The organism is Prevotella dentasini JCM 15908 (assembly GCF_000614065.1).
Taxonomy (GTDB): domain Bacteria; phylum Bacteroidota; class Bacteroidia; order Bacteroidales; family Bacteroidaceae; genus Prevotella; species Prevotella dentasini.
Genome location: NZ_BAKG01000006.1, coordinates 84,386 through 109,120 on the forward strand (window position 1 = coordinate 84,386; position 24,735 = coordinate 109,120).

Sequence of the window (24,735 nt, forward strand, 5' to 3'; positions counted from 1 at the left end):
CGGCCGTGTGGGCAAGCCCCTTTCGCAAGGTCAAAGTGCCGTTTTCGCCATGCGAAAGCGGCACTTTCGTTTCTTCATTTCTATATATCTGACAATCAATAGATTATAGATGGCTTTCCCGTGCCGTAACATTGAGGCAGGCCGCCCGGCCGTCTCCCCTCCGCGAAGTAAGGCAGAGCCGGGGCCACGGCAGTCTCCTTTTCAGCCTGTTTCCCCCCTTCCCCTACCCTGCCGGGCCACTCTTTCGACAAAAGACAGCCGAAAAGAGGCTATTTATTTTGCCGTTCCTTTTGTTTCCCGTACCTTTGCAGAAATTTTGAAGCCACATAATAAACAAGCAATGAGCAAAAAACAAATACTCCTCATCAACGACATGGCAGGATACGGCAAGGTGGCTACCGCAGCCATGCTGCCCATCCTGTCCTATTTCGGACACCCCGTCTACAACCTTCCTACCGCTCTCGTCTCCAATACGCTCGACTATGGCAAGTTCAACATACTTGAGACGACCGACTATATCAAGGGCGTCTTCCCCGTATGGAAAGAGCTGGGATTCCGTTTCGACTCCATTGCCACGGGCTTCATAGCCTCCGAGCGTCAGGCAAGGCTCGTTTCGGCCTACTGCCGCGAGCAGGCCGCCCTCGGGACGACCGTCTTCGTAGACCCCATCATGGGCGACGAGGGGAAGCTGTACAACGGTGTAACCCCGTCGGCCATCAACTCCATGCGCGAAATGATAGGCGTGGCAGACCTCTGCTTCCCCAACTTCACCGAGTCGTGCTACCTCACCGATTCGCCCTACCGCCCCGAAGGCGTAACGGCAGAAGAGGGGCGGAGGCTCCTCGACAAGCTCCGCACCATCGGAACGAGGTCGGCGCTCATCACGTCGATTCCCGTTGACGGGCAGCCCTCGGTCATCGGGTACGACGCCGGGGGCGGAGACTACTTCGCCCTGCCCTATACCGAGATACCCGTCCACTTCCCCGGGACGGGCGACATCTTCTCCGCCATCCTCATAGGCCACCTGCTCGGCGGCGAGCCGCTGGTAGAAAGCACGCAGAAAGCCATGGACGGAGTCTATCAGCTCATAGACCGGAATAAGGAAAACGAGGACAAGAACCGCGGCATACCCGTGGAGAAGTTCCTCGGTATATTATAATAGGTATAGGGAAGGCTGCCGGGCGGCCGTCCCGGGCTTCCCGCGCCTCGGGAGAATCATCTCACAATACGTATGACAACGAAATGACTTTATGAACTGGATAAACGGACTATTCAACATCCCCTCGGCATTGCAGGCAGTCGTTATCCTGTCGCTGATATGCGCCATCGGGCTTACTCTGGGCAAGATACGTCTGGGCGGAATATCGCTCGGCATCGCTTCGTCTTCTTCTTCGGCATTGCGTGGGCAGCTTCGGGTTGCAGATAGACCACCAGATGCTCACCTACTGCGAGACGTTCGGCTGGTGCTCTTCGTTTATACGCTCGGACTGCACGTAGGGCCCAACTTCTTCGGCTCGTTCCGGCAGGAGGGCACCATGTTCAATCTGTGGTCGCTTGGGGTGATACTCGTCGGAACGGCAATGGCGGTGGCCCTCACCTATATCATGGGAATACCCATGTCGGCCATGGTGGGCATACTCTGCGGGGCGACAACCAATACCCCTGCCCTCGGTGCGGCGGAGCAGGCACTGGCCCATGTCGGCAACAGCGGGGGAGAAGCCGCCCTCGCCACTGCCGTTACCTATCCGCTCGGAGTGGTCGGGGTCATCTTCGCCATGATATTCATCCGTAAGTTTTTCGTCCGCCCTGCCGACTTGGAACTGCGCCACGACGCTGAGGAAGACTATACATACATAGGGCAGTTTGTCGTCGTCAACCCCGCCTTGGTGGGCAAGACGGTGGCAGAGATAGTGCAGGGAACCCACCTGAAGTTCATCATCTCGCGAATCTGGCGCAACAAGGAAGTGCTTGTCCCCAAGGGAGAAACCGTTCTGAAAGAGAACGATAACCTGCTCGTCATCACCAACAAGGATGAGGCAGCCGGCATGGAGATACTTTTCGGCAAGCAGGTAACGCGCGACTGGAACAAGGAACAGATAGACTGGAACCACATCGACTCCCATCTGGAGAGCCGGATTATCGTGCTCTCCAAGCCGGGACTGAACGGGAAGAGGCTCGGACAGCTCCATCTGCGCGACATGTACGGCGTCAACGTCAGCCGTGTGCTGCGCGGCGACATCAAGCTGTTGGCTACCGAGCGGCTCGTCCTGCGGTACGGAGACCGCCTGACCATCATCGGCAAGCCCGGAGCAATAGACCATGCCGAGCACTATCTGGGCAATTCGGTCAAGACGCTCAACGAGCCGAACATCAGCAGCATCTTCCTCGGCATGATGCTCGGGCTTGCACTGGGGACGATTCCGCTCTCACTGCCCGGCATGGATGCCCCTATCCGCCTCGGAATAGCAGGAGGCCCCATTATGATGGGTATTATCGTGGGTGCCTTCGGGCCGCGCCTGCACATCGTTTCCTACACTACGCGCAGTGCGTCGCTGATGCTCCGCAAGCTCGGACTGGCACTCTATCTTGCCTGCCTCGGCCTCGACGCAGGCAAGGACTTCCTCTCTACCGTCATCCGTCCCGAGGGATTGCTCTGGGTGGGGGCAGGTTTCCTGCTCACGGTAGTGCCGATTGTCATTGTAGGCATCGTAGCCCTGCGCACGAGGAAGTTCGATTTCGGCACCGTCTGTGGTATTCTCTGCGGCTCAATGGCCAACCCCATGGCACTGGGATACGCCAACGACACCCTGAAAGGGGAGACGGGCAACATCAGCTATGCCGCCGTCTATCCGCTGGGCATGTTCATCCGCGTCATCATAGCGCAGGTGCTGGTCATGTTTTTCGTATAGCCGGCAGCGGGGGAAGTGCTTCCACAAGGTAGCATCGTCCCCTGCCGGCTATACGAAATAGGGGTAAAAATGGTATTAATTGGTGGCTTTGACCATAAAAATAGCAATTTATCTGTATTTTTTCTCTTCTTTTTATTGTCGTCTTCCTATAATTTTGTATATTTGTGCGCAATATTGTTATTCATTAAAAATAATCCCCATGATTAGAAAATTACTTCTTTTGACTTTCGCGGCAACATTGGGACTCACTGCCAATGCACAGGTAGGGAATATCCATCGCGACCCAAGTACACAGAGTTTCGTGCAGAACTACACCCAGAGAAATGCTCCGGCAGCTGTCAATAAGCTCGAGGCGGCAGAGAATCAGGTTTGGTGGAGTCCCGTCTACAACGGTGAAGGACAGCGCAGTGCACTCGGAACCCAGACAGCAGAAACCATCGATCAGGCTATATTCGTTCCCGGTGGCAATCCCGTACTGGCAGGAAACACCATCAAGGCCGTAAGAATCTACTTCCGTTCCAAGAAAAATCTGAAAGACCTTAAGGTATGGCTGTCAAAGAAGCTCCCTGCAAAGGTTGCAGATGCTGACTATAGCCAGGCCGTCGATATGGCGAAAATCAGTGCCGGAGACCTGAAGCAGGGATATTGCGGAACTGCCAACGACATAGAGCTGACTACTCCTTACTCCGTGGGTACGGAAGGCGTGTATATCGGCTATAGCTATACCGTTACTGCACTTTCGGAAGATGGCGACAAGTTTCCTATTGTTACTACCTATGATGGAGGTAACAATATTACGGCAGAAAATGGTCTTTTGCTCAGAACATCGGCTAATGTGAAGGACTGGACCGACTGCAAGGGACAGACTTATGGCAACCTCGCCATCATGGTTCTCGCAGAAGGTACGTTCACGCAGAACGCTCTGACTCCTCAGTCGGTTGTAAGCCCGACGGTAGGTTTGGGTGGCACCATTGACACCAAGTTCACTTTGGCTAACGGCGGTAGCGCAGGCGTCAGCGACTTTGACTATACCATCACCTCTGACGGTGTTGCAGGCGAGGAGAAGCACGTGAAGCTGAACGAGAAGTTTACCAAGTTCGGTGGTACATTCGAGGTCATCATCAAGCTCAATGCCGACGAGCAGGTGGGCGTAAAGGAGAAGATTCTCACCATTACCAAGGTAAACGGTGTGAAGAACGAGACAACTCAAAATAGTCTTAAGTTCAACCTTACCACTCTTAAGAAGCTCGTTAAGCGTGGTGTTGTCGTAGAAGAATTTACCGGAACGGGCTGTGGTTGGTGTCCACGTGGCCTTGTCGGTATGGAGAAGATGCGCAAGAAGTTCGGCGACAGCTTTGTGGGTGTAGGTATTCACCAGTACAACAGCAACGACGCTATGTACTTTAACTCATACGCTACTATTGGTTTCAAAGGTGCCCCAAGCTGTATCATTGACCGTAAAGGCGATACAATAGATCCCTATTATGGCACTGGCGACGATATTTGCATTGACTTCCAGAAGGCTCTTGAACGTGCTGCCAAAGTAGGAGTAGAAGTTAAGGGAGAATACAATGAAGACTACACGAAGGTTACTGCTACTGCGACCGTCGATCCGTTGGTTAATGGCAAGTACACCATTGCCTACGCTCTTATCGTCGACGGCATTACTGGAACGACATCTGCATGGAAGCAGGCCAACTACTATGCTTCTCAGGTTTCTGCCGATCAACTTCCGGAGGACCTGCAGCAGTTTGGTAAAGGTGGCTCAAAGGGAACCAGCACGATTGTCTGGAACTTTGACGACGTACTCATTGGAAGCTCTTACAGCACATCGCACGTAAATCAGGCAAGCATCGAAGACCTCGTAGAGGGCAAAGTTGTTACCAATACCTACATGCTTGAGATGCCTAAGAGAAACGCCATGAAGAAGGCTATCGAAACAGCAGGCTACGACAAGGTGGCTGTCATTGCAATGATTATCAACCCTGACGGTAGCATAGAAAATGCTGCAAAGAGCTATCTCTCTGCATCAGCCGGAATCGACGGCGTTTCAGAGAATAAGAGCGTTGAACTGAAGGAAGTAGCCCGCTACACCGTTGACGGTCGTCGCATCAGTGCTCCGCAGCGCGGTCTGAACATCGTTAAGATGTCTGATGGCTCTACCGTTAAGGTTATGGTTAAGTAAAAACGAAACTCAGCGGCATCCGCGTGGTGCTGATAGATAAAGGGAGAAGCCCCGGCCGAGGATTGACTTGGCCGGGGCTTTTTGTCGGTTGTCGCTTGCCGGTGAAACGTCTGCTGTCCGGCAAAGAAATGCTCGCTATTTGCCGGTGAAATGAAAGTGCCGTTCCGGCCCTGCGAAAGGGGCACTTTGACACTGCGAAAACGGCACTTTCGATTTGCCGCTAAGGCTTGGCTGTTTCTTGCCTGAAAAGGGGCAGCTGACCGGCAGCATCCAATGGGTCCGCCATTTGGCGCGTTTTCGGCAAAAGAACGGTCGCTAACTTGTGGGGATGGGAACATTTTCTTACCTTTGCACGTCAACATTATAAGGAAAAGAATGAAGAAGCTCTATATTGAGACCTACGGATGCCAGATGAATGTGGCCGACTCCGAGGTCGTTGCCTCGGTGATGAAGATGGCTGGATACGACGTCTGCGAGAATGAGGATGAGGCAGATGCCATTTTCCTCAACACCTGTTCGATTCGCGAAAATGCAGAGAACAAGATTTACAACCGTCTTGAGACGCTCCACGCAGAGCAGAAGAAAGGCCGACGGCTCATCCTCGGCGTACTCGGGTGTATGGCAGAGCGCGTGCGCGAGGACCTTATCGAGAACCACTACGCGAACCTTGTATGTGGCCCCGACTCGTACCTGAACCTGCCGGACATGATTGCCCAGTGTGAGAACGGAAACAATGCACTCAACATAGAGCTGTCTACGACCGAGACCTACCGCAGCGTCGTTCCCCAGCGCATCGGAGGCAACCGCGTGTCGGGCTTTGTCAGCATCATGCGCGGGTGCAACAACTTCTGCCATTACTGCATCGTGCCCTTTACGCGGGGCCGCGAACGCTCGCGCGACGTGGAGAGCATCCTCTCCGAGGTGAACGACTTGCACGGCAAGGGCTTCAGGGAGGTTACGCTGCTCGGGCAGAACGTCAACTCCTACGGGCTGTTGCCGAACGGCAGGCGTCCCGAGGGCGGCACGTCGTTTGCCCAGCTGCTGCGCAAGGTGGCGCAGAGCGTGCCCGACATGCGTGTCCGTTTCACGACGTCGAACCCCGAGGATATGTCGGATGACATCATTGAAGCCGTCGCCGCCGAGCCTAATCTCTGCCACCATATCCACTTTCCGGTACAGAGCGGAAGCAACGACGTGCTCCGGATGATGAACCGCAAGTACACCCGCGAGGATTATATGAATAAGGTAGCTACTATCCGCCGCCTCATTCCCGACTGCGGTCTGACCACCGACATCTTCGTCGGCTATCACGACGAGAGCGAGGAGGATTTCCAGCAGACGCTCTCCCTTGTCCGGGAAGTAGGGTTCGACTCCGCCTTCATGTTCAAATACTCCGAGCGTCCGGGCACATACGCTGCCAAGCACCTGCCCGACAACGTTCCCGAAGAGGAGAAAATACGCCGCCTGAACGAGCTGATTCGTCTTCAGACCGAGATTTCTGCCGAGCGCAACAAGGCCGATATAGGCAAGGAGTTCGATATTCTCATAGAGCGGTTCGGCAAGCGCAGCGCGAGCAGCTGATGGGCCGGACGCAGCAGAACAAGGCCGTGGTCATACCGAAAGGCAGGCACCACATCGGCGAGACCGTCCGTGTGTGCATCACCGGGGCCACCTCGCAACGCTGATAGCGAGGAGGCCGTTTGTATTTAATGTTTGAGGATTCGGATTTTGGGTGATAGTCGTTATCGTCGTGTGAAGCCCTTATGCCCGTTGTTTTAAGATGAACAGGCCATGAAGAGCAATAAAACCGACAAATCCTTGGTGGTTTTCCTTTTTAATGCTATATTTGCGGAATAGAAAAAAAAAGAAAGGGCATATAATGTCTACGATAAACTTAATTGGGTGAAACGGAATGGAAGGAAGGACCGCCTAACTTAGGCCGAAAAGGATAAGCAGATAAGACGTATGAAGGAATTTATTCAGGTTTTGCGCAGGTTTGTTCCGCCCTACAAGAAGTATCTTGTACTGGCGGTAGTGTTCAATGTGATATCGGCGGTGCTGAATATCTTCTCCTTTGCCACGCTTATCCCGATGCTCCAAATCCTCTTCAAGGTAGATGCAGGGACAGGTGCCACCCACGTGATGGCGTGGAGCGAAGGGTCGTTGAAGGAGGTTTTGTCCAACAATGCCGACTATTATACGCAGATATATATTACCAGTTGGGGGCCGACCACGCTGCTGCTGGTTATCGGCCTCGGTCTGGCCTTTATGACATTCCTCAAGACTGGTGCCTATTTTCTTTCCTCGGCATTTGTCATTCCCATCCGAACGGGCGTGGTAAGAGACATCCGCAATCAGCTCTATGAGAAGATTACGTCCCTTTCTCTGGGCTTTTTCAGCGAGGAACGGAAGGGAGACATCATTGCCAGAATGAGCGGAGACGTGCAGGAAATAGACAATTCCATCATGTCGTCCATCGACATGCTCTTCAAGAATCCGGTACTCATAGTCATTTATTTTTCCACTTTGCTGTTCATTTCGTGGCAGCTTACCCTCTTCACCCTCATATTCGTGCCCGTCTTCGGATGGTTTATGGGGCTGGTGGGACGCAGGTTAAAGCAGAACAGCATCACCGCCCAAGGACTTTGGAGCGACACCATGAGTCAGGTGGAGGAAACACTTGGCGGACTGAGAGTAATCAAGCGTTCTGTGCCGAGGAGATTATGAACAGGCGGTTTGACAAGGTCAACTCGCAATACCGCGACGATATAATGCGCGTCAGCATACGCCAGCAGCTCGCCCACCCCATGAGCGAGTTTCTCGGTACGGTGATGATAGTCGTTGTCCTTTGGTTTGGCGGAACGCTTGTCTTGGGACAATACCCCGTCATCAGCGGTCCCACCTTCATATACTACCTTGTTATACTCTACAGCATCATCAATCCGCTGAAAGAGTTCTCCCGTGCGAGCTACAATATCCCCAAGGGACTGGCCTCGATGGAGCGCGTCGACAAAATTCTCAAGGCCGAGGTAGAGATACAGGAGCCTGACCAGCCGGTTCGTCTTGACACTTTCGAGCATCAGATAGAGTTCCGTCACGTCAGCTTTGCATACAAAGACGAGAAAGATAAGGACGGAAAGACCATGCTCCACTGGGTATTGAAGGACATCAACCTCACTATACCGAAGGGCAAGACGGTCGCCTTGGTCGGTCAGAGCGGCTCGGGAAAGTCTACACTGCTCGACCTCATTCCGCGATACTACGACGTTCAGGAGGGGGAAATCCTCATCGACGGCATCAACGTGAAGGATTTGGGCGTCCACAACCTGCGGCAGCTCATCGGAAACGTCAATCAGGAGGCGATATTGTTCAACGACAGCTTCCGGAACAACATCTCTTTCGGTTCGACAGCGACCGATTCGGCGATTGAGGATGCTGCGCGCATCGCCAACGCACACGACTTCATCATGCAGAGCGAGAACGGCTACGGGACGAACATCGGCGACCGGGGCGGCCGTCTCTCCGGGGGGCAGCGTCAGCGCGTCAGCATTGCCCGCGCCATACTGAAGAATCCGCCCATCCTCATCCTTGACGAGGCGACGTCGGCACTCGATACCGAGAGCGAGAGACTGGTTCAGGACGCCCTCTACAAGCTGATGAAGACCCGCACGACCATTGCCGTGGCCCACCGGCTGTCCACCATCAAGAACTCCGACGAGATATGCGTCATGCACGAGGGAGAGATTGTGGAGCGCGGAACACACGACGAGCTTATGGCAATGGACGGCTACTACAGGAAGCTGCACGACATGCAGGAGATATAGTAGGATAAGTTTTAATATTTGAATGAGACGCTTACTGAAGTCTACATTTGCCTCGCCCATAGCCCTGATACTTAACTTGGCGATGGCGTATGCCATTTTTCTTGTGGCGCGACTGGCTTATTTTTTCGTCAACTACAGCTATTTCGCTGACGGACTGACGGCTTCTTCCCTTTCCGCATGGGTACGGGGAAGTCTGCTTTTCGATACTTCCGCCATTCTCTATACCCACATTCCCTATATCGTGATGATGCTTCTGCCCCTCTGGCTGAAGGAAAACCGCGGTTATCATAGGGTCTGCAAGTGGCTGTTTGTGGTGGTCAATGCCGCTTCTCTGGCCATAAATCTTGCCGATTCGGTCTATTTCCCCTTCACGCTGCGGCGTACCACCACGAGCGTGTTCCGTGAATTTGACAACGAGAACAACATTTCCGGCATCCTGCTTCACAATGCCGTTACTCACTGGTACCTTCTTCTGCTCTTCTTCGTAATGGTCTGGCTGGCTTGGAAACTCTATGCCATGCCCCGGAACGACTACCGCAGCTATGTCAGCGTGCGGAGCCGGTGGATGTATTCTGCCCGGCTCTTTGCCTGCCTTGCCGTTGCCGGCGTGCTCACCGTTGCCGGATGCCGTGGCGGCCTGCAGTCGGGCGTGCGTCCGATTACCATCAGCAACGCCAACCAGTACGTAGACCGGCCCACCGACTGCGCCTTGGTGCTCAACACGCCCTTTGCCCTTATCCGCACGATAGGTAAGTCAGACTTCACCGTTCCCGACTATTTCCCTTCTCTGGCAGCCTCTGCCCAAGTCTATACACCGTTCCATCAGCAGGAGTATGCCGACTCTGCGGCGGCAGGAAAACCGCGGCCCAATAGGAAGAATATCGTCATACTGATAGTCGAAAGTTTCGGCCGGGAGTACATAGGCGGCTTCAACAAGGACTTTTTCGGAGGCAAATACAAGGCTATACGCCTTATGTGGACAAGCTGATAGAGAAGAGCCTCGTCTACAGATACTCGTTCTGCAACGGCAGGAAGAGCATCGACGGCATGCCGTCCGTCCTGTGCGGTATTCCGCGCTTCGGCGAACCGTTCATCCTCACGCCTGCGTCGATGAACGACTATACGGGCATCCCGGGCCTGCTGAGCCGCTGGGGCTACCAGACTGCTTTCTTCCACGGTGCCAACCGCGGCTCGATGGGCTTCTTGGCATTTGCCAACAAGATAGGTTTCCAGAGCTATTACGGCCGTCAGGACTATGCTGCCGACCCGCGGTTTGGCGGCGACAAGGACTTCGATGGCAACTGGGGAATATGGGACGAGCCGTTCCTGCAATACTATTGTACGAAGATGGGCGAGATGAAGCAGCCTTTTATGACCGCCCTCTTCACCGTTTCGAGCCACGACCCCTTCGTAGTCCCCGAGAAATACAGGAATGTCTATAAGGAGGAAAACCTGCCCATACACAAGTGCATCCGCTATACGGACATGGCCATCGGCAAGTTTTTCGCCTCTGCGAGCAAGCAGAAATGGTTCAAGAACACCATTTTCGTGCTGACGAGCGACCACACCAACCAGAGCGACCACGAACAATACAAGACCGACATAGGCGGTTTCTGCTCGCCAATCATCATCTACGACCCGTCGGGCGAGATTCAGCCGGGGCGCGTAGACGGCATTGCGCAGCAGACAGACATCATGCCGACGCTGCTGAACCACGTCGGCTATCCTGAGAAATACCTCTCTTTCGGTTTCGACCTTCTCCGCACGCCTGCCCGGGAGACGTGGGCCGTGAACTATCTGAACGGCATCTACCAGTACGTCAAGTATGGCTACGTACTCCAGTGGGACGGAAAGAAGACACGCGCCGTCTACCGTCTGACTGACCTTCTGATGCAGCGGAACCTTGTCGGGCGTGTTCCCGAACAGGCAAAGATGGAGCGCGAGCTGAAGGGAATCATCTACCAGTATATGTACCGTATGGTGCACGACCAGCTGCGTGCCGGTTCTCCGGCTGCCGCTGCCGGCCCGCGGGCAGGCAAGTAGCCCCCGGCAGACAGTCAGACCTGCCGGAAAGGGCTGACGGGCTGCCCGTAAGCCGCCCACCATAACAACTCACAACAATGAAGAAAGCGTTATACCGTCTCCTCTACCTCTTTGCCTACGGCTTTTGGTACGTGGTTTCTCTCCTTCCCTTTTGGGTGCTCTACCTCATCTCCGATGCCCTCTACCTCGTTGCAGGAAGGCTCGTCAGATACCGCCATCGGGTGATATGGAACAACCTCAAGAGCAGTTTCCCCGAGAAGAGCGAGCAGGAACTCCTCGTCATTGAGCGTGGATTCTACCACTGGTTCTGCGATTACTTGGTCGAAACCATCAAGCTGATGACCATGAGCCGCCGGCAGCTGATGAAGCGGATGACCTTTACGGGAATGGAAGAGTTCAACCAAATCCTGTCCGAGGGGCAGTCTGTTGCCGTCTATCTCGGCCATTTGGGCAACTGGGAGTGGATAACGGCCCTGCCCTACTGGGCACCCGGCTCGCTCTGCTGCCAGCTCTACCATCCGTTGGAGAACGAATACTTCGACCGTCTCTTCAAGTTTGTGCGCGAACGGCAGGGTGCCCTCTGCATCCCGATGCAGGAGTCGCTCCGCAAGATTATCCGGTTCTCGCGCGAAGGCAGGCCTCTCGTCGTCGGATATATCTCCGACCAGACCCCCTTCTGGTGGAACATACACCACTGGGTGGACTTTCTCCACCACGATACGCCCGTGCTGACGGGTGCGGAGCGTATTGTGCGGCACACCGGGCAGGCGTTTGTCTACGGCGACGTTACCCGTGTCGGCCGCGGACACTACAACTGCGAGATGCGCGTCATCCACCGCGAGACCCGAGGATTGCCCGACTACGAGATAACAGACCTCTATTTCAAGGAGCTTGAGAAGTCTGTCCGCCGTCAGCCCGAAATCTATCTCTGGAGCCATAACCGCTGGAAGCGCACGCGCGAACGCTTCGACGAGTACTTCGAGGAAGTCGACGGGAAGGTGCACCTGCGCGAGGGGAAGGAGATGATTTTCTAATTTCCGCCGGCCTTCCTGTCCTTGGGAAGGAGACTGGTTTGGCGTGTCTGCTATAGGCACTCCGTGTTTTCAGGCATGCACTGAAATATTTTTACATCACCTTTTTCCTATACTCGTGTGGAGATAAGGGATGTGCAGTTGTAACATACTGATATATAGCGAGTTCCAAAGCCTTGATTTTGCGATGCGAAAATGCCGCTTTCGTAACGTGAAAGTGCCACTTTCATCAAATGAAAGTGGCACTTTGACCGCATGAAAACGGCATGATGAAGCATAAAATGTGAAATATCTTGACGCTTTCGCCCGTATTCTCGTGCGACGGGTCTTCTTTATTCTTCTGTTTTTTGGTCGGCTTTGATGAGGGCGAGCAGATGTTCTACCGCCTCGTCTTCGGGAATATTGTGCTCTACGCATACCTTTTTCCGGTACAGGCTCACCTTCTTCGGCCCTGCGCCTACGTATCCGTAGTCGGCGTCGGCCATCTCCCCGGGACCGTTGACAATACACCCCATGATGCCGATTTTCAGTCCTGTCATGCCCTTTGTGGCTTCCTTGATGCGTGCGATGGTCGTGCGGAGGTCGTAGAGGGTGCGTCCGCAGCCCGGGCAGGAGATGTATTCTGTCTTCACCATGCGGAGCCTGCCTGCCTGCAGAATGGCAAAGGCAGTCTGCTCTACGTCCTCTTGCGCGAGGTCTCCGTCGTTCATCAGCCACAGGCCGTCCGTCAGGCCGTCCACCATCAGTGCGCCCATGTCGGCGGCGGCCTCCAGCTGAAACTGCTCCTTGGCGGTGATGGGCGACGGGTGTTGGGTGGCGTTGGAATGTTGATACATTTCTGCGAATACGACCGGGTTCTTCACGCCTGCCACCATCAGCTGATGGACGAGGGCACGCTGGTCGCCCAAGCGGTTCTGGTGGCTGCTCATGCAGACTACGACCACCTCGGGGTGAGCCTTGAGACAAGCCAGAAACTCTTCAGAAGGAGTGCCGTACTTCAGCACGAGGAACTTCACGGGAGCGTGGACGGAGCTGATGAACGGCATGCCCGTAACGGGGAAAATGGGGAATACGTTCTTTTCCGGCAGTCTGTTTTCGGCAGCCAGTGCAGCGTAGGCGTTGAAGTCGAGTATGTATTTCTGCTTCTCTGAGAGCTTTTCGGGCAATTCTCCCTGCACGTAGATGTAGTCGGGGGTGGGGAGGCCGGGTGACGAAATCTCGTTGGTGAGGTCTTCTGCCCTGCGCGTGGCAATGACTACGGGTACGTTTTCGCCCCCGATGTTGCCTGCGGCCGTGGTCTTCCGTCGTTCGGGACGGAGGTAGTCGAAGTCTGCCGCCTGCTCGGCAGGGATGAGCAGATGGCCCTGACGGCGGCGGATATGCCACGTCAGGTATTTCGCTACGGGAATTTCGCATTCCGGGTCTTCGCTCAGCGATACTCGGATGGTGTCTCCGATTCCGTCGGCGAGGAGTGCTCCTATTCCCACCGCGCTCTTGATGCGTCCGTCCTCGCCCTCGCCGGCTTCCGTAACGCCCAAATGGAGCGGATAGTGCATGTCCTCCCTGTCCATCTCTGCGACCAGAAGGCGCACCGAGCGCACCATCACTACGGTGTTGGAGGTCTTGATGGAGATGACGATGTCGCTGAATCCGTGTTTCTTGAAGATGCGGAGGAACTCCATGCAGCTCTCTACGATGCCTTCGGGAGTATCTCCATAGCGCGACATGATGCGGTCGGAGAGACTTCCGTGGTTCACGCCGATGCGCACGGCGGTATGGTTCTGCTTGCAGATTTCGATGAACGGGGTCAGCCGGTCTTCTATTTTCCGAAGCTCCCGTGCGTATTCCTCGTCGGTGTACTCGAGCATCTTAAATGTCCGTCCCGGGTCTACGTAGTTGCCGGGATTGATGCGCACCTTCTCCGCATAGAGGGCGGCGACGTCCGCCACGTTCGCGTTGAAGTGTACGTCGGCGCAGAGCGGTGTCGTATAGCCGTCGGCACGGAGCTGCGCATTGATGTTCCTGAGGTTCTCGGCCTCGCGCCTCCCCTGTGTGGTAAGGCGTACCAGCTCGCCTCCGGCTTCGACAATGCGCTCCGCCTGTGCCACGCTCGCCTCGGTATCGTTGGTGTTTGTCGTCGTCATAGACTGCACCCGGACGGGATTTTCCCCTCCTATGTCGAGTGCGCCCACGTGAGTTACGGAGGCAGGACGGCGGTTATAGTTGAATAAGTCTGTCATTTTCTTTAGTTCAAAAATTCGCAATCCCTCATTCAAAATCTCAATTCTGAATCTTGAGCCATGAATTTTGGATTACAAGAAAGTTCTTAGCACTTGAACCGATAGTCCTTGATGGCAGCCAGTTCTTGGTTGGCTTTCTCTATCTTCTTGCCGAGCGTAGCCTTCCATGCGTCAACTTTGGCAGCAATGGTATCGTCGCCCAGTGCCATCATCTCGGCTGCAAGGATAGCCGCATTTTGCGCTCCGTTCACTCCGACGGTCGCAACGGGAATACCGGGAGGCATCTGTATGATGGAAAGCATGGCATCCAGACCGTCAAGCATCCCCTTGATGGGCACGCCGATAACGGGCAGCGGCGTAGAGGCGGCGATGACTCCGGGCAGTGCGGCAGCCATGCCGGCACCTGCAATAATCACCTTGATGCCGCGGCCCTTGGCTTCTTTGGCGAAGGTTTCGACGGCGTCGGGAGTGCGGTGGGCCGAGAGGGCGTTCACTTCGAAAGGAATCTCCTGCTCTTCAAGCCACTTGCAGGCTTTTTCCATAACGGGCAGGTCGCTGGTCGAGCCCATGATAATGCTTACTAATGGTTTCATAATTATTCTGTTTTTGGGAGTTGGCTGTGGGACGATGGGTGGTTGCGGATGCCGAAGGGTAAGAATGTCATATCAGCAGGATGGTGATGAAAGAGCTGACAATGCCGAGAAACAGTCCGCAAGAGACTTGCTCGAGCGAATGTTGCCGCAGGATGATGCGGCTGGAGCCTACGATTCCCGACAGGATGGTGGTCAGGAAAATCCACCATACGGGGTTGAAGCTGAGCAGCATCGAAAAGGCGACAAGGCTGCCGAGTACTCCTCCGATGGCCGCTGTGTGGGTAGAAATCTTCCACCATACGTTGATGATGGCGCAAAGCACCTGAATGACGAGGGCAACCATCAGTATTGACGTAATCAGATGGGGCAGGTGGAGCACGTTCATGATGTAGAAGCACGTGAAGTAACAGACAATGGAGATGATATAGGGTATCATCCGCCGTTCCTTCTGTCCGAGCTGAACGGGTGTCCATCCGTGATACTGCCGGTAGATGTGGATGAGAAGCGTCGGGATAAGGACGGTAAAGAGATATACCAACAGCACCAGCGACAGCTTTGCCTGCCATGGGTACGTGCTGAGATAGCTGAAGATGAATATCGCCAGCAACCCTACGACGGCAGGTAGAAGGGTGTCAGCAGCATGCTGATGACCCGTGCGGTGAGTATGATGTTCTTTTCTGTCATCTGGTTGTTGGTTGCCGGTTGCCGGATGCTGACGGGCCGGGGCGGTGGATGTTGCTGATTGCGTATGGCGGAAGGGCAAACTCTCATCACCTATTACCCGTTACCGGCCCATCTATTCCCTGCGCAGCCGTGCTACGGGGAGGTTCATCTGTTCGCGATATTTGGCTACTGTCCGGCGCGCTATGGGAAATCCCTTCTCTTTCATCACCTTGGCGAGAGCCTCGTCGCTGAGCGGCCGCTGCTTGTCCTCTCCGGCAATGACCTCCTTGAGGGCCATCTTTATCTTGCGTGTGGAAAGCTCCTCGCCGTCCCCGGTGGTATAGCTGTCGGTGAAGAAGAACCGAAGGGGGAACGTGCCCCACCGGGTTTGCGCATACTTGATGTTGCTGACGCGCGATATAGTCGATATGTCCAGTCCCGTGCGGTCGGCAATGTCCTTGAGAATCATCGGCTTCAGGTCCGCCTCGTCGCCGTCCTGAAAGAACTTGTGCTGTATGTCGATGATGGCTTTCATTGTTGTTTGGAGCGTCATTCGGCGTTGCCTGATGGCCTCTATGAAGCCTTGCGCCTTCTCCACCTTCTCCTTGGCATAGAGCAGAGCCTCCTTCGCCTGTCGGGTCATTCCGTTTTTGTTCTCCTTATAGGCTGCCACCATCTCGTTGAAAGCCTGCGAAACGTGCAGTTCGGGCAGGTTCCCTTGGTTGAGGGTGAATGTTACCGTCCCGTCGTCTTCGGTATCGACAATGAAGTCGGGCGTTATCTGCTGTATATTGCGTCCCTGCGTCTCGCCCATCGACGACCCCGGCTTCGGGTTCAGCTTGCGAATCTCGTGCTGAAGGGCCTCTGTCTGAATGTCGTTGAGGCCGAGGGAAGCCTGTATCTTGTCCCACCGCTTCTTCGTGAAAGCCTCGAAATAGTCGGAAAGGATGGTGCGCAGATACCTGTAAACGCTGCTATTGCCGTCCCACTCTCCGTTTTCCACCTTGCGGTCTACCTGCAACAGCAGGCACTCCTGCAGGGAACGGGCACCGATGCCTGCCGGGTCGAAGTCCTGAAGAATCAGCAGAACCTCCTCCAGTTCGCCCTCTGTGCAGTCCAGATTGTGATAGATGGCAAGCTCGTCGCTGATACTTTCGAGGCTCTTACGGAGGAGTCCGTCGTCGTCGAGGCTCCCTATGATATACTCAATGATGCTCCTCTGCCGTTCGGTCAGCTCGCGTTCGCCCACCTGCTCGTTGAGCTTGTCGATGAACGAGGTCGTATCGCCATAGACCATCTCCTCGTAGTCGGCATTGTTCCGCTGCTGCCGGCTGTCGAAGGTAGCAGGTCGTCGTCCGACCGCATCCGTTCGAGAGCCGTGTCGAGGGCATCCTGCCGCTCTTCGCGCTCCTGTTGCAGGTCGAAGTCGTCGCCGTTGCCGTCCGTGCTGTCGGTATGTTCTGTCTCGCCTGCCTCGCTGCCGCCCATTTCGAGGGCAGGATTGTCGTCGAGTTCGGCGTTGACGCTCTCTTCAAGTTCGGTCAGCGGCATCTCCAACAGCTTCACCAGCAGTATCTGCTGATGGGAGAGACGCTGTACGAGCTTCTGTTTCTGTTGCTGAATCTGTATTTGTCCTTGTGCCATTCTGACCTGAATTACGTTTGCAAAAGTAATAAAAAACTAATAGATACGATACTGTTGCCAAGACTTTTTCACCCTTGTGCGAGTTTATGGCAGAATACGGAGACAAACGGCCCGTCAGTCCGATCCGTCCGGCTTTCTGCGGGCGGACGGGGCATCTGCCCCTGCGGGATGGGCGGCGGATTTTTATCGCCCTGTGAGATAAGCAGATAGCCGTGGCTTCCGCTACCTGAAGTAGTCGCGCAATTGGGCTGCCAAGGCCGAAAGTTTCCCGGGTTCGCCGTTTCCGTACCGTTCCCAGACTTCCTGACAGGGCAGGAGGAGCGGCGAGACGATGAACTCGTTGCGGTTCAGGTAGGGGTCGCAGAGCTGGAAGATGTCCATGATTCCGACTATCTTTCCGGCCCGAATCTTCAGCAGCCGGGCCAGTTCCTGCACCTCGGGTGTCTCCTCTGCCATCGTGATGGGCGTCAGCCGGAAGTACAGGTCGAGTATCATAATGAGCATGACTGGCTTCAGTTCCCTGTCTTGTTCCAAGGGCAGGAAGTCGCGCTCGAAGGTTTCCCTGACGGCAACTCCCTCGTAGAACGCTGCCGGCTGCCCGAATCCCGTCATCGACCGCAGCCGCTTCACGTCCTTGGCGAGCTTCTTCGGGTTTCCGGCATAGGTGTCCCGGATAAGCCGAAGGACGGGCGTCTCGCACTGTCGTAGGCGGAACATCTGTTCGTAGAGGCTTTGGGGCGGAATATGGAGTTCGAGGCTGAGGTCGACCAGCGCACGGGAGTAGGGTGGTTTCAGTCCTTCCGGCTTCTTCATGTAGAGCTGAAGCAGGAGCAGCCAGTATTCGTCGGACCATAGGGGATGTGTTGCCATAAGCAGGAAAGGATGTCTTGGTTTCGTTATGGCAAAGATACCTCTTTTCCAAGTAATTGCCAAATAAAAGGCAGACTATCTGTGAGGTGGGGGCACGACAGGCCGGAGGGCCGGGGGGGAAGCCGTTGCGGCACGTGTCTTTCATGGTGTCGGAGGGAAGAATATGCCCTTCCGTATCGCTTCACGGGCATGGAAATCCTGCCTTACGGGACATGCGGCAGGTATGGCCTTTTGCAGAGAAAAAGGCGTCTTGTAAGGTTCAGTATATCAGTCAGTTGCAGAGGTGTTGCGAAAGTGCCCGTTTCGCATGGTCAAAACGGCACTTTGACACAGCGAAACGGGCTTGTTCGTTTTGCCGGACGGGCTTTCCGGCCTTTCGGCTATGCCGTAATCCTCTTGCCGGGGCAGTCCCCTACCCTATCAGTCCGCACAGCGTTCTCATGCCTTCGCTCGCCCCTTTCTTTATATGCGTAACGTTCCCGATTCCTCCCGAGGCCACGTCGTCCGGGTCAATCAGGTAGACGGGCGTGCCGCGACGGACATACTGCACCAGTCCGGCAGCCGGATAGACATTCAGCGAAGTACCCACGATGACGAAGATGTCGGCCTTCTGTGCCTCGGCAATCGCCGGCTCCATCATAGGGACAGCCTCGCCGAAGAACACTATGAACGGGCGGAGCAGGCTGCCGTCGCCGGCCTGTGTGCCGGGAACGACCTCGCAGCGTTCCGGCGTCAGCTCCTCAATGTATCGGGAGTCGTAGGGCTCTCTGCTCGAACATACCTTCGTGAGCTCGCCATGCAGGTGGATGACGTGCCGTGAACCTGCCTTCTCGTGCAGGTTGTCGACGTTCTGGGTGATGACCGTAACGTCGTAGCGGTCTTCGAGCGTCCGGATGAGGCGGTGCCCCTCGTTCGGCCCGGCATCGTAGAGCTTCTTTCGGAGCATGTTGTAGAAGTTGGTGACGAGCGTAGGGTCGGCTTCCCATCCCTGATGCGACGCTACCTGCTCCACGGGGTAGTTCTCCCACAGCCCGTCGTTGCCGCGGAAGGTCTTGAATCCACTCTCTACCGACATGCCGGCACCTGTCAGGAATACGATTTTCTTCATAGTTCTGCTGTTTTTAGTCAGGGGAGCCGTCCGGCAGGCTGGCTGTCCCGTTTGGGGCGGCAAGCCGTATGCAGCTGCAAAGGCCGTTGGGTTCTCCCGTTGGTTCTCCTCTACAAATTTAGTTATTTTAATTAGATTATTGCCCTACTATGTTGTAAAAATAGTATCTTTGCACATTATTTTATTATAAAAGCAACGATAGAAATGGACAAATTAAGCTATGCACTGGGCATCGGTATCGGTTCCCAACTCGCCGGGATGGGCGCAAGCGAACTGAATATAGATGACTTCGCACAGGCTATCAAGGACGTTGTCTCCGGCAACAAGCTGCAGGTAGACCACAATGAGGCTCAGACGCTTGTCAACAACTTCTTTGCCGAACAGGAGCCAAGCAGCAGGCAGCTGCGGCCGAGGCAGGCAAGGCTGCCAAGCAGGCAGGCGAGGAGTTTCTCGCAGCCAATGCGAAGAACGAAGGGGTCGTTACGCTGCCGTCAGGCTTGCAGTATCAGGTACTGAAGGAAGGCAACGGCAAGAAGCCAAAGGCTACCGACCAAGTCAAGTGCCACTACGAGGGTACGCTGATAGACGGTACCAAGTTCGACAGCTCCTACGACCGGGGGCAGGCAGCGACGTTCGGGCTGAATCAGGTCATTGCGGGCTGGACCGAAGGCGTACAGCTGATGCAGGAAGGCGCGAAATACCGCTTCTTCATCCCTTACAATCTGGCCTATGGCGAGCGTGGTGCAGGTGCTTCCATCCCCCCGTTTGCAGCTCTCGTCTTCGATGTAGAGCTGATAGAGGTTGTGTGATTCCCTCTTTCGGAAGGGCTTTGGAAAGCTCCATTCAGTCAATAGTATATAACAAACACAACATAAAATGAAGAAAATTTCAATCTTAGCCGCTATGCTATCGCCACGGCAACATTCACATCTTGTGGCAACTCTTCAGCTCCGAAGGAAGAGCTGAAGTCCGACATCGACTCTCTGAGCTATGCTTTCGGCATTGATCAGGGTCAGAACGTAAAGCAGTATCTTCAGCAGATGGACATTGACACGGCCTATATCGACGAGTTTGTCAAGGGCATGAACGATGGCGCGAAGAACGTAGACGACAAGAAGAAAGCGGCATACAATGCCGGTATCGGTGTGGGCATGCAGATGAACATGGTTATCAAGAACCAAATCAACCGTCAGATATTCGGCGAAGACTCTACGAAGACCATCTCGCTGAACAACTTCATCGCAGGTTTCGCTGCCAGCGCAAAGGGCAAGGGGCAGAAGATGACCGTAGAGCAGGCACGTTCGGTAGAGCAGGCGACCTCGAAAGCCATTCAGGCCAAGGCTGCCGAGAAGACCTACGGAGCCAACAAGAAGAAGAGCGACGCCTTCATGGTAGCCAATGCCAAGAAGGCAGACGTAAAGAAGCTCGGCAAGGGCGTGCAGTATAAGGAACTCAAGAAAGGCACGGGTGCACTTCCGAAGGCTTCTGACATCGTGAAAATCAGCTATGTAGGCAAGACCCTTGACGGAAAGGTATTCGACAAGAACGACGCTGCAAGAATGCCGGTAGGCGGTGTTATCGAAGGCTTCACCGAGGCCCTGACCCACATGCCTGTAGGCTCGAAGTGGGAAATCTACATCCCTTACTCCGCAGGTTATGGTGCTCAGGAACCCAATCCGGCCATCAAGCCGTTCTCTACCCTCGTCTTCACCGTTGAGTTGCTCTCTATCGAGAAGACCCCGGAGGCTGCTCCGAAGTCTGAACCAGACGCACAGCATAAGCATTAAAGATATATCAGTAGGAGGAACAAGGTCGGATATTCGTGTCCGGCCTTGATTATATCCTCCTTGTCATAGCTTAAACATCATCAGAAAGGATATGAAAAAGACATTGATTTTAGCTCTTCTCGTCGTTGGCGGTGCAGCTTTCAGCACGGCAAGCGCACAGGGAAAGAAGAAGGAAAAGAAGAACAGGCAGCAGACGGAAGCCGCCTGCGACACAGCATGTCAGAAGATAGAACTCAAGACCTCGGCAGACTCAGTCAGCTATGCCGCAGGTATGTCTATGACAGTCGGTCTCGACGCCTATCTTACCAAGCGCGTCGGGCTGACCAAGGAGCAGATGCCCGACTTCCTCCGTGGCCTGAAGTACGGCATAGAGCACCGTAAGGACTCCGGCTTCGCGGCTTATGCGGCAGGTATGGAAGTGGCTACGCAGGTAGAAAAGAGCATGCTCCCGAACGTAGAGAGCCAGTTCGAGGGTTCGTCAGAGAAGATTGATGCCGAGATGCTGTACCGTGGATTTCTCGCAGCGTTGGAGAAAGACACTACTTTCTTCAGGCAGGCAGCGGCGGAAGACTTCTTCCGGACAAGGCAGACGGCCGTGAAGAATGAGAAGATGGCCTTCAACAAGGCGGCAGGCGAAAAGTTTCTTGCCGAGAATGCAAAGCGTCCGGGAGTCATCACCCTGCCCGATGGTCTTCAGTACCGCATTATCACGCAGGGAACAGGCCCTACTCCGAATACGACCGACAGGGTTCGCGTGGTCTATGAAGGCAAGACGCTCGACGGAAAGGTATTTGATGCCACATCCAAGCACGGTACCGAGTTCGATACTTTTGGCGTGGGCGGACTCATAAAGGGTTGGACCGAGGCTCTGACCATGATGCCGGTAGGCTCGAAGTGGGAGATTTTCATTCCGCAGAACTTGGCTTATGGCGAGCGCGGAGCAGGTCGCGACATCGACCCCTACTCTGCTTTGATATTCACTTTAGAGCTGAAGGGCATTGAGGAAAAGCCTGCTGAAACCACGGGAATGAAGGAAAAGCCCGTTGTTAAGGCCACTCCTGCAAAGCCTGCTGCCAAGGGTGGCAAGCCGGCTGCGAGAAAGAAGTAATACGGGATTCGTACGGGGCCTAAGCGATGCTTTTACGCCCACGAAACATTAAAGAACAACAAAATGCGCCTTTTAGGCGCATTTTTTGTATCAACTTGTTGATTATATCATATTAATTGACTACTTTTGCTTTCAGATTGAAAAGTATTAACATCGTGGCATTAATCTGTTGATGCCAAAATATTAAATAAATGGAAAAGATAGACAGACTTGATAAGAAGATATTAGGAATCCTTTCCCATAACGCCCGTATCCCGTTCAAGGATGTGGCAGCCGAATGTGGCGTGTCGCGTGCGGCCATTCACCAACGCGTGCAACACCTGATAGAGAATGGAGTCATCACGGCAGCGGATTCGACGTGAACCCCAAGAGCCTCGGATATACTACCTGTACATACGTAGGACTCAATCTCGAACGCGGATCTATGTATAAGGAGGTGGTCGAAAAGCTCAACCAGATTCCCGAAGTGGTGGAATGTCATTTCACGACAGGCCATTACACGATGCTGGTGAAGCTCTATGCCAAGGACAATGAGCAGCTTATGGACTTGCTCAACGCACAGATACAGATTATTCCCGGCGTTGTCTCGACGGAAACGCTTATATCTCTTGAGCAGAGCATTAAGCGCGAGATTCCCATTGCGACCGGGCTATAACGCCAGACAAGTCAGTTGGCCTTGAAATAGGGTAGGGGAAGCCGAAAGGAAAAGCCTCTGTCTGAGTCGAGTCGGACCAGTATGACCAGTCTGACTCGTCGGATTATGCCAATTATACTCGCTCAAACAGCAAAAGAAAATCGCTCAAACAGCAGAAGAAAGTCAGTCAAACAGCAAAAGAAATGAACTACGATTTGCAGTCGTATCTCGATAAAGTCTATGCGACATACCCCGAGGCGCAGCACCGTCCCGTTATTGGCATCACGACAAACTTCTCGGATTGCGATGCTACCATACGCAAATTCTATTATGAACAGGTCGTGGCTGCCGGTGGAACGCCCCTGCTGATTCCGCCTGTTGCCGACAAGGAGGTCGTCATCAACACGCTTTCGCATCTCGACGGGCTGATATTGTCGGGTGGGGCCGACTTCAACCCGCTCTGGGCAGGCGAGGAGCCATCGACAAAGCTGCATGGCATCAATGCCTCCCGGGACCTTCCGGAACTCCTTCTGACCCGTCTGGCGTTCAATCGTCAGATACCGATACTCGGAATATGCCGCGGTATACAGACCATTGTGATGGCTTTGGACGGGAAAGTGCAGCAGGACATCTATGAAGACTACATAAAGACCGAGCAAACAATAGAGAAGAAGCTCGGGAAAGACGTGGTGATAACCAAGCTGCATGCTGCTTCCATCAAGCATAGTCAGGATGCCGGCTGGTCGGAACCGACGCATACGGTCTCTCTGGAACGAGGTTCCATTCTGCGGGCCTTATATAGGGAGGATACCATCTGCGTCAATTCGTTCCACCATCAGGCCGTCTCTGTTCCCGGGCCACGCTTCCGGGCGACGGCAAAATCCCCCGACGGTGTGATAGAAGCCATAGAAAGCACGGAGTTCAAGCCTATATTGGGTGTCCAGTGGCACCCGGAATTTCTCGGAGAAGACGGATTGAAGCTCTTTCAGTGGCTTGTCGTACAGGCGAACAACTTCTATCAGGCAAAGAAACTCCACCAGCGCGTCCTCACGCTCGATACCCATTGCGACACGCCGATGTTCTTCCCACAGGGCGTGCAGTTCGACCAGCGCGACCGGCGCATCCTCTACGACCTCCACAAAATGACCGAGGGGCATCAGGACGCCGTTACGATGGCAGCCTATCTGCCGCAACCCAAGATTGGCGAAACATTCTCTTCAAAGATAGACGTAGCCGGACTGGAGAAGTATAACCCCGAACTTACTGCCTCGCTCGATAACCTTACGCCTGCGGTCTATGCCGACTTAATCTTCGACAAGATAGAGCAGATTGTCAAGAAGAACCAACGCTACCTGAGCATAGCACGCACTCCGTCCGACATCTACGAAGACAAGCGTAAGGGAAGGAGAAGTATTCTCTTTGCGATAGAGAACGGATTGGCCCTCGAACATAAGTTGGAGAATGTCAAGCACTTCGCGCAGAGAGGCGTAACCTACATAACGCTGTGCCATAACGGCGACAACGACATCTGCGACTCAGCCCGCGGATGCAATACGCACGGCGGTGTGAGCAAGTTTGGCGCGGAGGTCATCCGCGAGATGAACCGTAACGGCATACTCGTTGACCTTAGCCATGGTGCCGAAAAGAGCTTCTACGATGCGTTGGACATCAGCAGCCAACCCATCGTATGCAGCCATTCAAACAGCCGTGCCCTCTGCGACTCGCCCAGAAACCTTACCGATGAGCAGCTGCGTGCGTTGGCTGCGAAGGGGGGCGTGGCCCATATAACGCTCTACAAGGGCTTCCTCGTAAAGTCGGGAGAGGCTACCGTGCTCGACGCTGTGGCACATCTGGAACATGCCATCAGCGTTATGGGCATCGACCATGTGGGTATCGGCACCGATTTCGACGGAGACGGCACGGTCAGGGGACTGGCTGATGCAAGCGAGATGATTAACTTCACCCTCCATCTCCTGCGCAGGAAGTACAGCGAACGCGATATTGAGAAAATATGGGGAGGAAACTGGCTGCGCGTCATGGCACAGGCGCAGCGGTAAAAAGCCTCGCCAAGCTCCTCCGAGGGAGGGGAGATTCTC

The 24,735-nt window shown here is 54.5% G+C and carries 10 protein-coding genes and 8 pseudogenes; 12 read left to right on the top strand and 6 right to left on the bottom strand.

Annotated elements, in window-relative coordinates:
* Positions 1-340: 340 nt before the first annotated feature.
* The 7 genes and pseudogenes from JCM15908_RS04455 to JCM15908_RS04485 all read left to right on the top strand — a co-directional run bounded on the left by JCM15908_RS04455 (position 341) and on the right by JCM15908_RS04485 (position 11,995).
* Positions 341-1,159, top strand: coding sequence for a bifunctional hydroxymethylpyrimidine kinase/phosphomethylpyrimidine kinase (locus tag JCM15908_RS04455; protein WP_025002434.1), 819 nt, complete (start codon positions 341-343; stop codon positions 1,157-1,159).
* 91 nt (positions 1,160-1,250) lie between these two features.
* The gene (locus JCM15908_RS12280) at positions 1,251-2,909 is read left to right on the top strand and encodes a putative transporter (RefSeq protein ID WP_234396374.1); all 1,659 of its coding nucleotides are present in this window, start codon (positions 1,251-1,253) and stop codon (positions 2,907-2,909) included.
* A 199-nt stretch (positions 2,910-3,108) separates the two neighbouring features.
* A complete protein-coding gene (locus JCM15908_RS04465; RefSeq protein WP_234396375.1) occupies positions 3,109-5,094 on the top strand; it encodes an Omp28-related outer membrane protein in 1,986 nt (661 codons plus the stop codon).
* Between the two features lie 375 nt (positions 5,095-5,469).
* Positions 5,470-6,779, top strand: a pseudogene (gene miaB / locus JCM15908_RS12285) (tRNA (N6-isopentenyl adenosine(37)-C2)-methylthiotransferase MiaB).
* Between the two features lie 280 nt (positions 6,780-7,059).
* Positions 7,060-8,918 (top strand): annotated as a pseudogene (locus tag JCM15908_RS12290) (ABC transporter ATP-binding protein).
* 22 nt (positions 8,919-8,940) lie between these two features.
* Positions 8,941-10,961 (top strand): annotated as a pseudogene (locus tag JCM15908_RS12295) (LTA synthase family protein).
* A gap of 77 nt (positions 10,962-11,038) precedes the next feature.
* On the top strand, positions 11,039-11,995 hold the full coding sequence (locus tag JCM15908_RS04485) for a lysophospholipid acyltransferase family protein (RefSeq protein ID WP_025002436.1): 957 nt from the start codon (positions 11,039-11,041) through the stop codon (positions 11,993-11,995).
* Between the two features lie 329 nt (positions 11,996-12,324).
* Here the strand turns inward: JCM15908_RS04485 and JCM15908_RS04490 are convergent, their stop codons facing one another.
* From JCM15908_RS04490 to JCM15908_RS04515, 6 genes and pseudogenes are all read right to left on the bottom strand, one after another.
* Positions 12,325-14,232, bottom strand: coding sequence for a 4-hydroxy-3-methylbut-2-en-1-yl diphosphate synthase (locus tag JCM15908_RS04490; RefSeq protein ID WP_025002437.1), 1,908 nt, complete (start codon positions 14,230-14,232; stop codon positions 12,325-12,327).
* An 86-nt stretch (positions 14,233-14,318) separates the two neighbouring features.
* Positions 14,319-14,825 (bottom strand): 5-(carboxyamino)imidazole ribonucleotide mutase, encoded by a 507-nt coding sequence (gene purE / locus JCM15908_RS04495; protein WP_025002438.1) that lies wholly within the window; start codon positions 14,823-14,825, stop codon positions 14,319-14,321.
* A 67-nt stretch (positions 14,826-14,892) separates the two neighbouring features.
* Positions 14,893-15,509, bottom strand: a pseudogene (locus JCM15908_RS12300) (hypothetical protein).
* Between the two features lie 112 nt (positions 15,510-15,621).
* Positions 15,622-17,132: pseudogene (gene rpoN, locus JCM15908_RS12305) on the bottom strand (RNA polymerase factor sigma-54).
* Positions 17,133-17,354: 222 nt separating this feature from the next.
* Positions 17,355-18,002 carry a hypothetical protein gene (locus JCM15908_RS04510; protein ID WP_025002439.1) on the bottom strand — a complete coding sequence of 216 codons (648 nt, stop codon included), beginning with the start codon at positions 18,000-18,002 and terminating at the stop codon, positions 17,355-17,357.
* 412 nt (positions 18,003-18,414) lie between these two features.
* Entirely contained in the window at positions 18,415-19,110 is a 696-nt protein-coding gene (locus JCM15908_RS04515; RefSeq protein WP_025002440.1) for an NAD-dependent deacylase, read from the bottom strand.
* A 204-nt stretch (positions 19,111-19,314) separates the two neighbouring features.
* On the opposite strand from JCM15908_RS04515, the pseudogene bamJ (JCM15908_RS12310) reads away from it, so the two are divergent.
* The 5 genes and pseudogenes from bamJ (JCM15908_RS12310) to JCM15908_RS04540 all read left to right on the top strand — a co-directional run bounded on the left by bamJ (JCM15908_RS12310) (position 19,315) and on the right by JCM15908_RS04540 (position 24,696).
* Positions 19,315-19,919: pseudogene (bamJ, locus tag JCM15908_RS12310) on the top strand (BamJ family beta-barrel-assembly machinery protein).
* A gap of 67 nt (positions 19,920-19,986) precedes the next feature.
* Positions 19,987-20,897, top strand: a pseudogene (gene bamJ, locus JCM15908_RS12315) (BamJ family beta-barrel-assembly machinery protein).
* Between the two features lie 91 nt (positions 20,898-20,988).
* Positions 20,989-22,005, top strand: coding sequence for a BamJ family beta-barrel-assembly machinery protein (gene bamJ, locus JCM15908_RS04530; RefSeq protein ID WP_025002441.1), 1,017 nt, complete (start codon positions 20,989-20,991; stop codon positions 22,003-22,005).
* Positions 22,006-22,196: 191 nt separating this feature from the next.
* Positions 22,197-22,660 (top strand): annotated as a pseudogene (locus tag JCM15908_RS12320) (Lrp/AsnC family transcriptional regulator).
* A 182-nt stretch (positions 22,661-22,842) separates the two neighbouring features.
* Positions 22,843-24,696 carry a membrane dipeptidase gene (locus tag JCM15908_RS04540; protein ID WP_025002442.1) on the top strand — a complete coding sequence of 618 codons (1,854 nt, stop codon included), beginning with the start codon at positions 22,843-22,845 and terminating at the stop codon, positions 24,694-24,696.
* Positions 24,697-24,735: the final 39 nt, after the last annotated feature.

Excerpts from the sequence above, each read along its gene's own strand:
- JCM15908_RS04465 (WP_234396375.1), top strand. The coding sequence starts at position 3,109 with ATGATTAGAAAATTACTTCTTTTGACTTTCGCGGCAACATTGGGACTC.
- purE (WP_025002438.1), bottom strand. The coding sequence starts at position 14,825 with ATGAAACCATTAGTAAGCATTATCATGGGCTCGACCAGCGACCTGCCC.
- bamJ (WP_025002441.1), top strand. The coding sequence starts at position 20,989 with ATGAAAAAGACATTGATTTTAGCTCTTCTCGTCGTTGGCGGTGCAGCT.
- JCM15908_RS12280 (WP_234396374.1), top strand. The coding sequence starts at position 1,251 with ATGAACTGGATAAACGGACTATTCAACATCCCCTCGGCATTGCAGGCA.
- JCM15908_RS04490 (WP_025002437.1), bottom strand. The coding sequence starts at position 14,232 with ATGACAGACTTATTCAACTATAACCGCCGTCCTGCCTCCGTAACTCAC.
- JCM15908_RS04510 (WP_025002439.1), bottom strand. The coding sequence starts at position 18,002 with ATGGCAACACATCCCCTATGGTCCGACGAATACTGGCTGCTCCTGCTT.
- JCM15908_RS04455 (WP_025002434.1), top strand. The coding sequence starts at position 341 with ATGAGCAAAAAACAAATACTCCTCATCAACGACATGGCAGGATACGGC.
- JCM15908_RS04515 (WP_025002440.1), bottom strand. The coding sequence starts at position 19,110 with ATGAAGAAAATCGTATTCCTGACAGGTGCCGGCATGTCGGTAGAGAGT.
- JCM15908_RS04485 (WP_025002436.1), top strand. The coding sequence starts at position 11,039 with ATGAAGAAAGCGTTATACCGTCTCCTCTACCTCTTTGCCTACGGCTTT.
- JCM15908_RS04540 (WP_025002442.1), top strand. The coding sequence starts at position 22,843 with ATGAACTACGATTTGCAGTCGTATCTCGATAAAGTCTATGCGACATAC.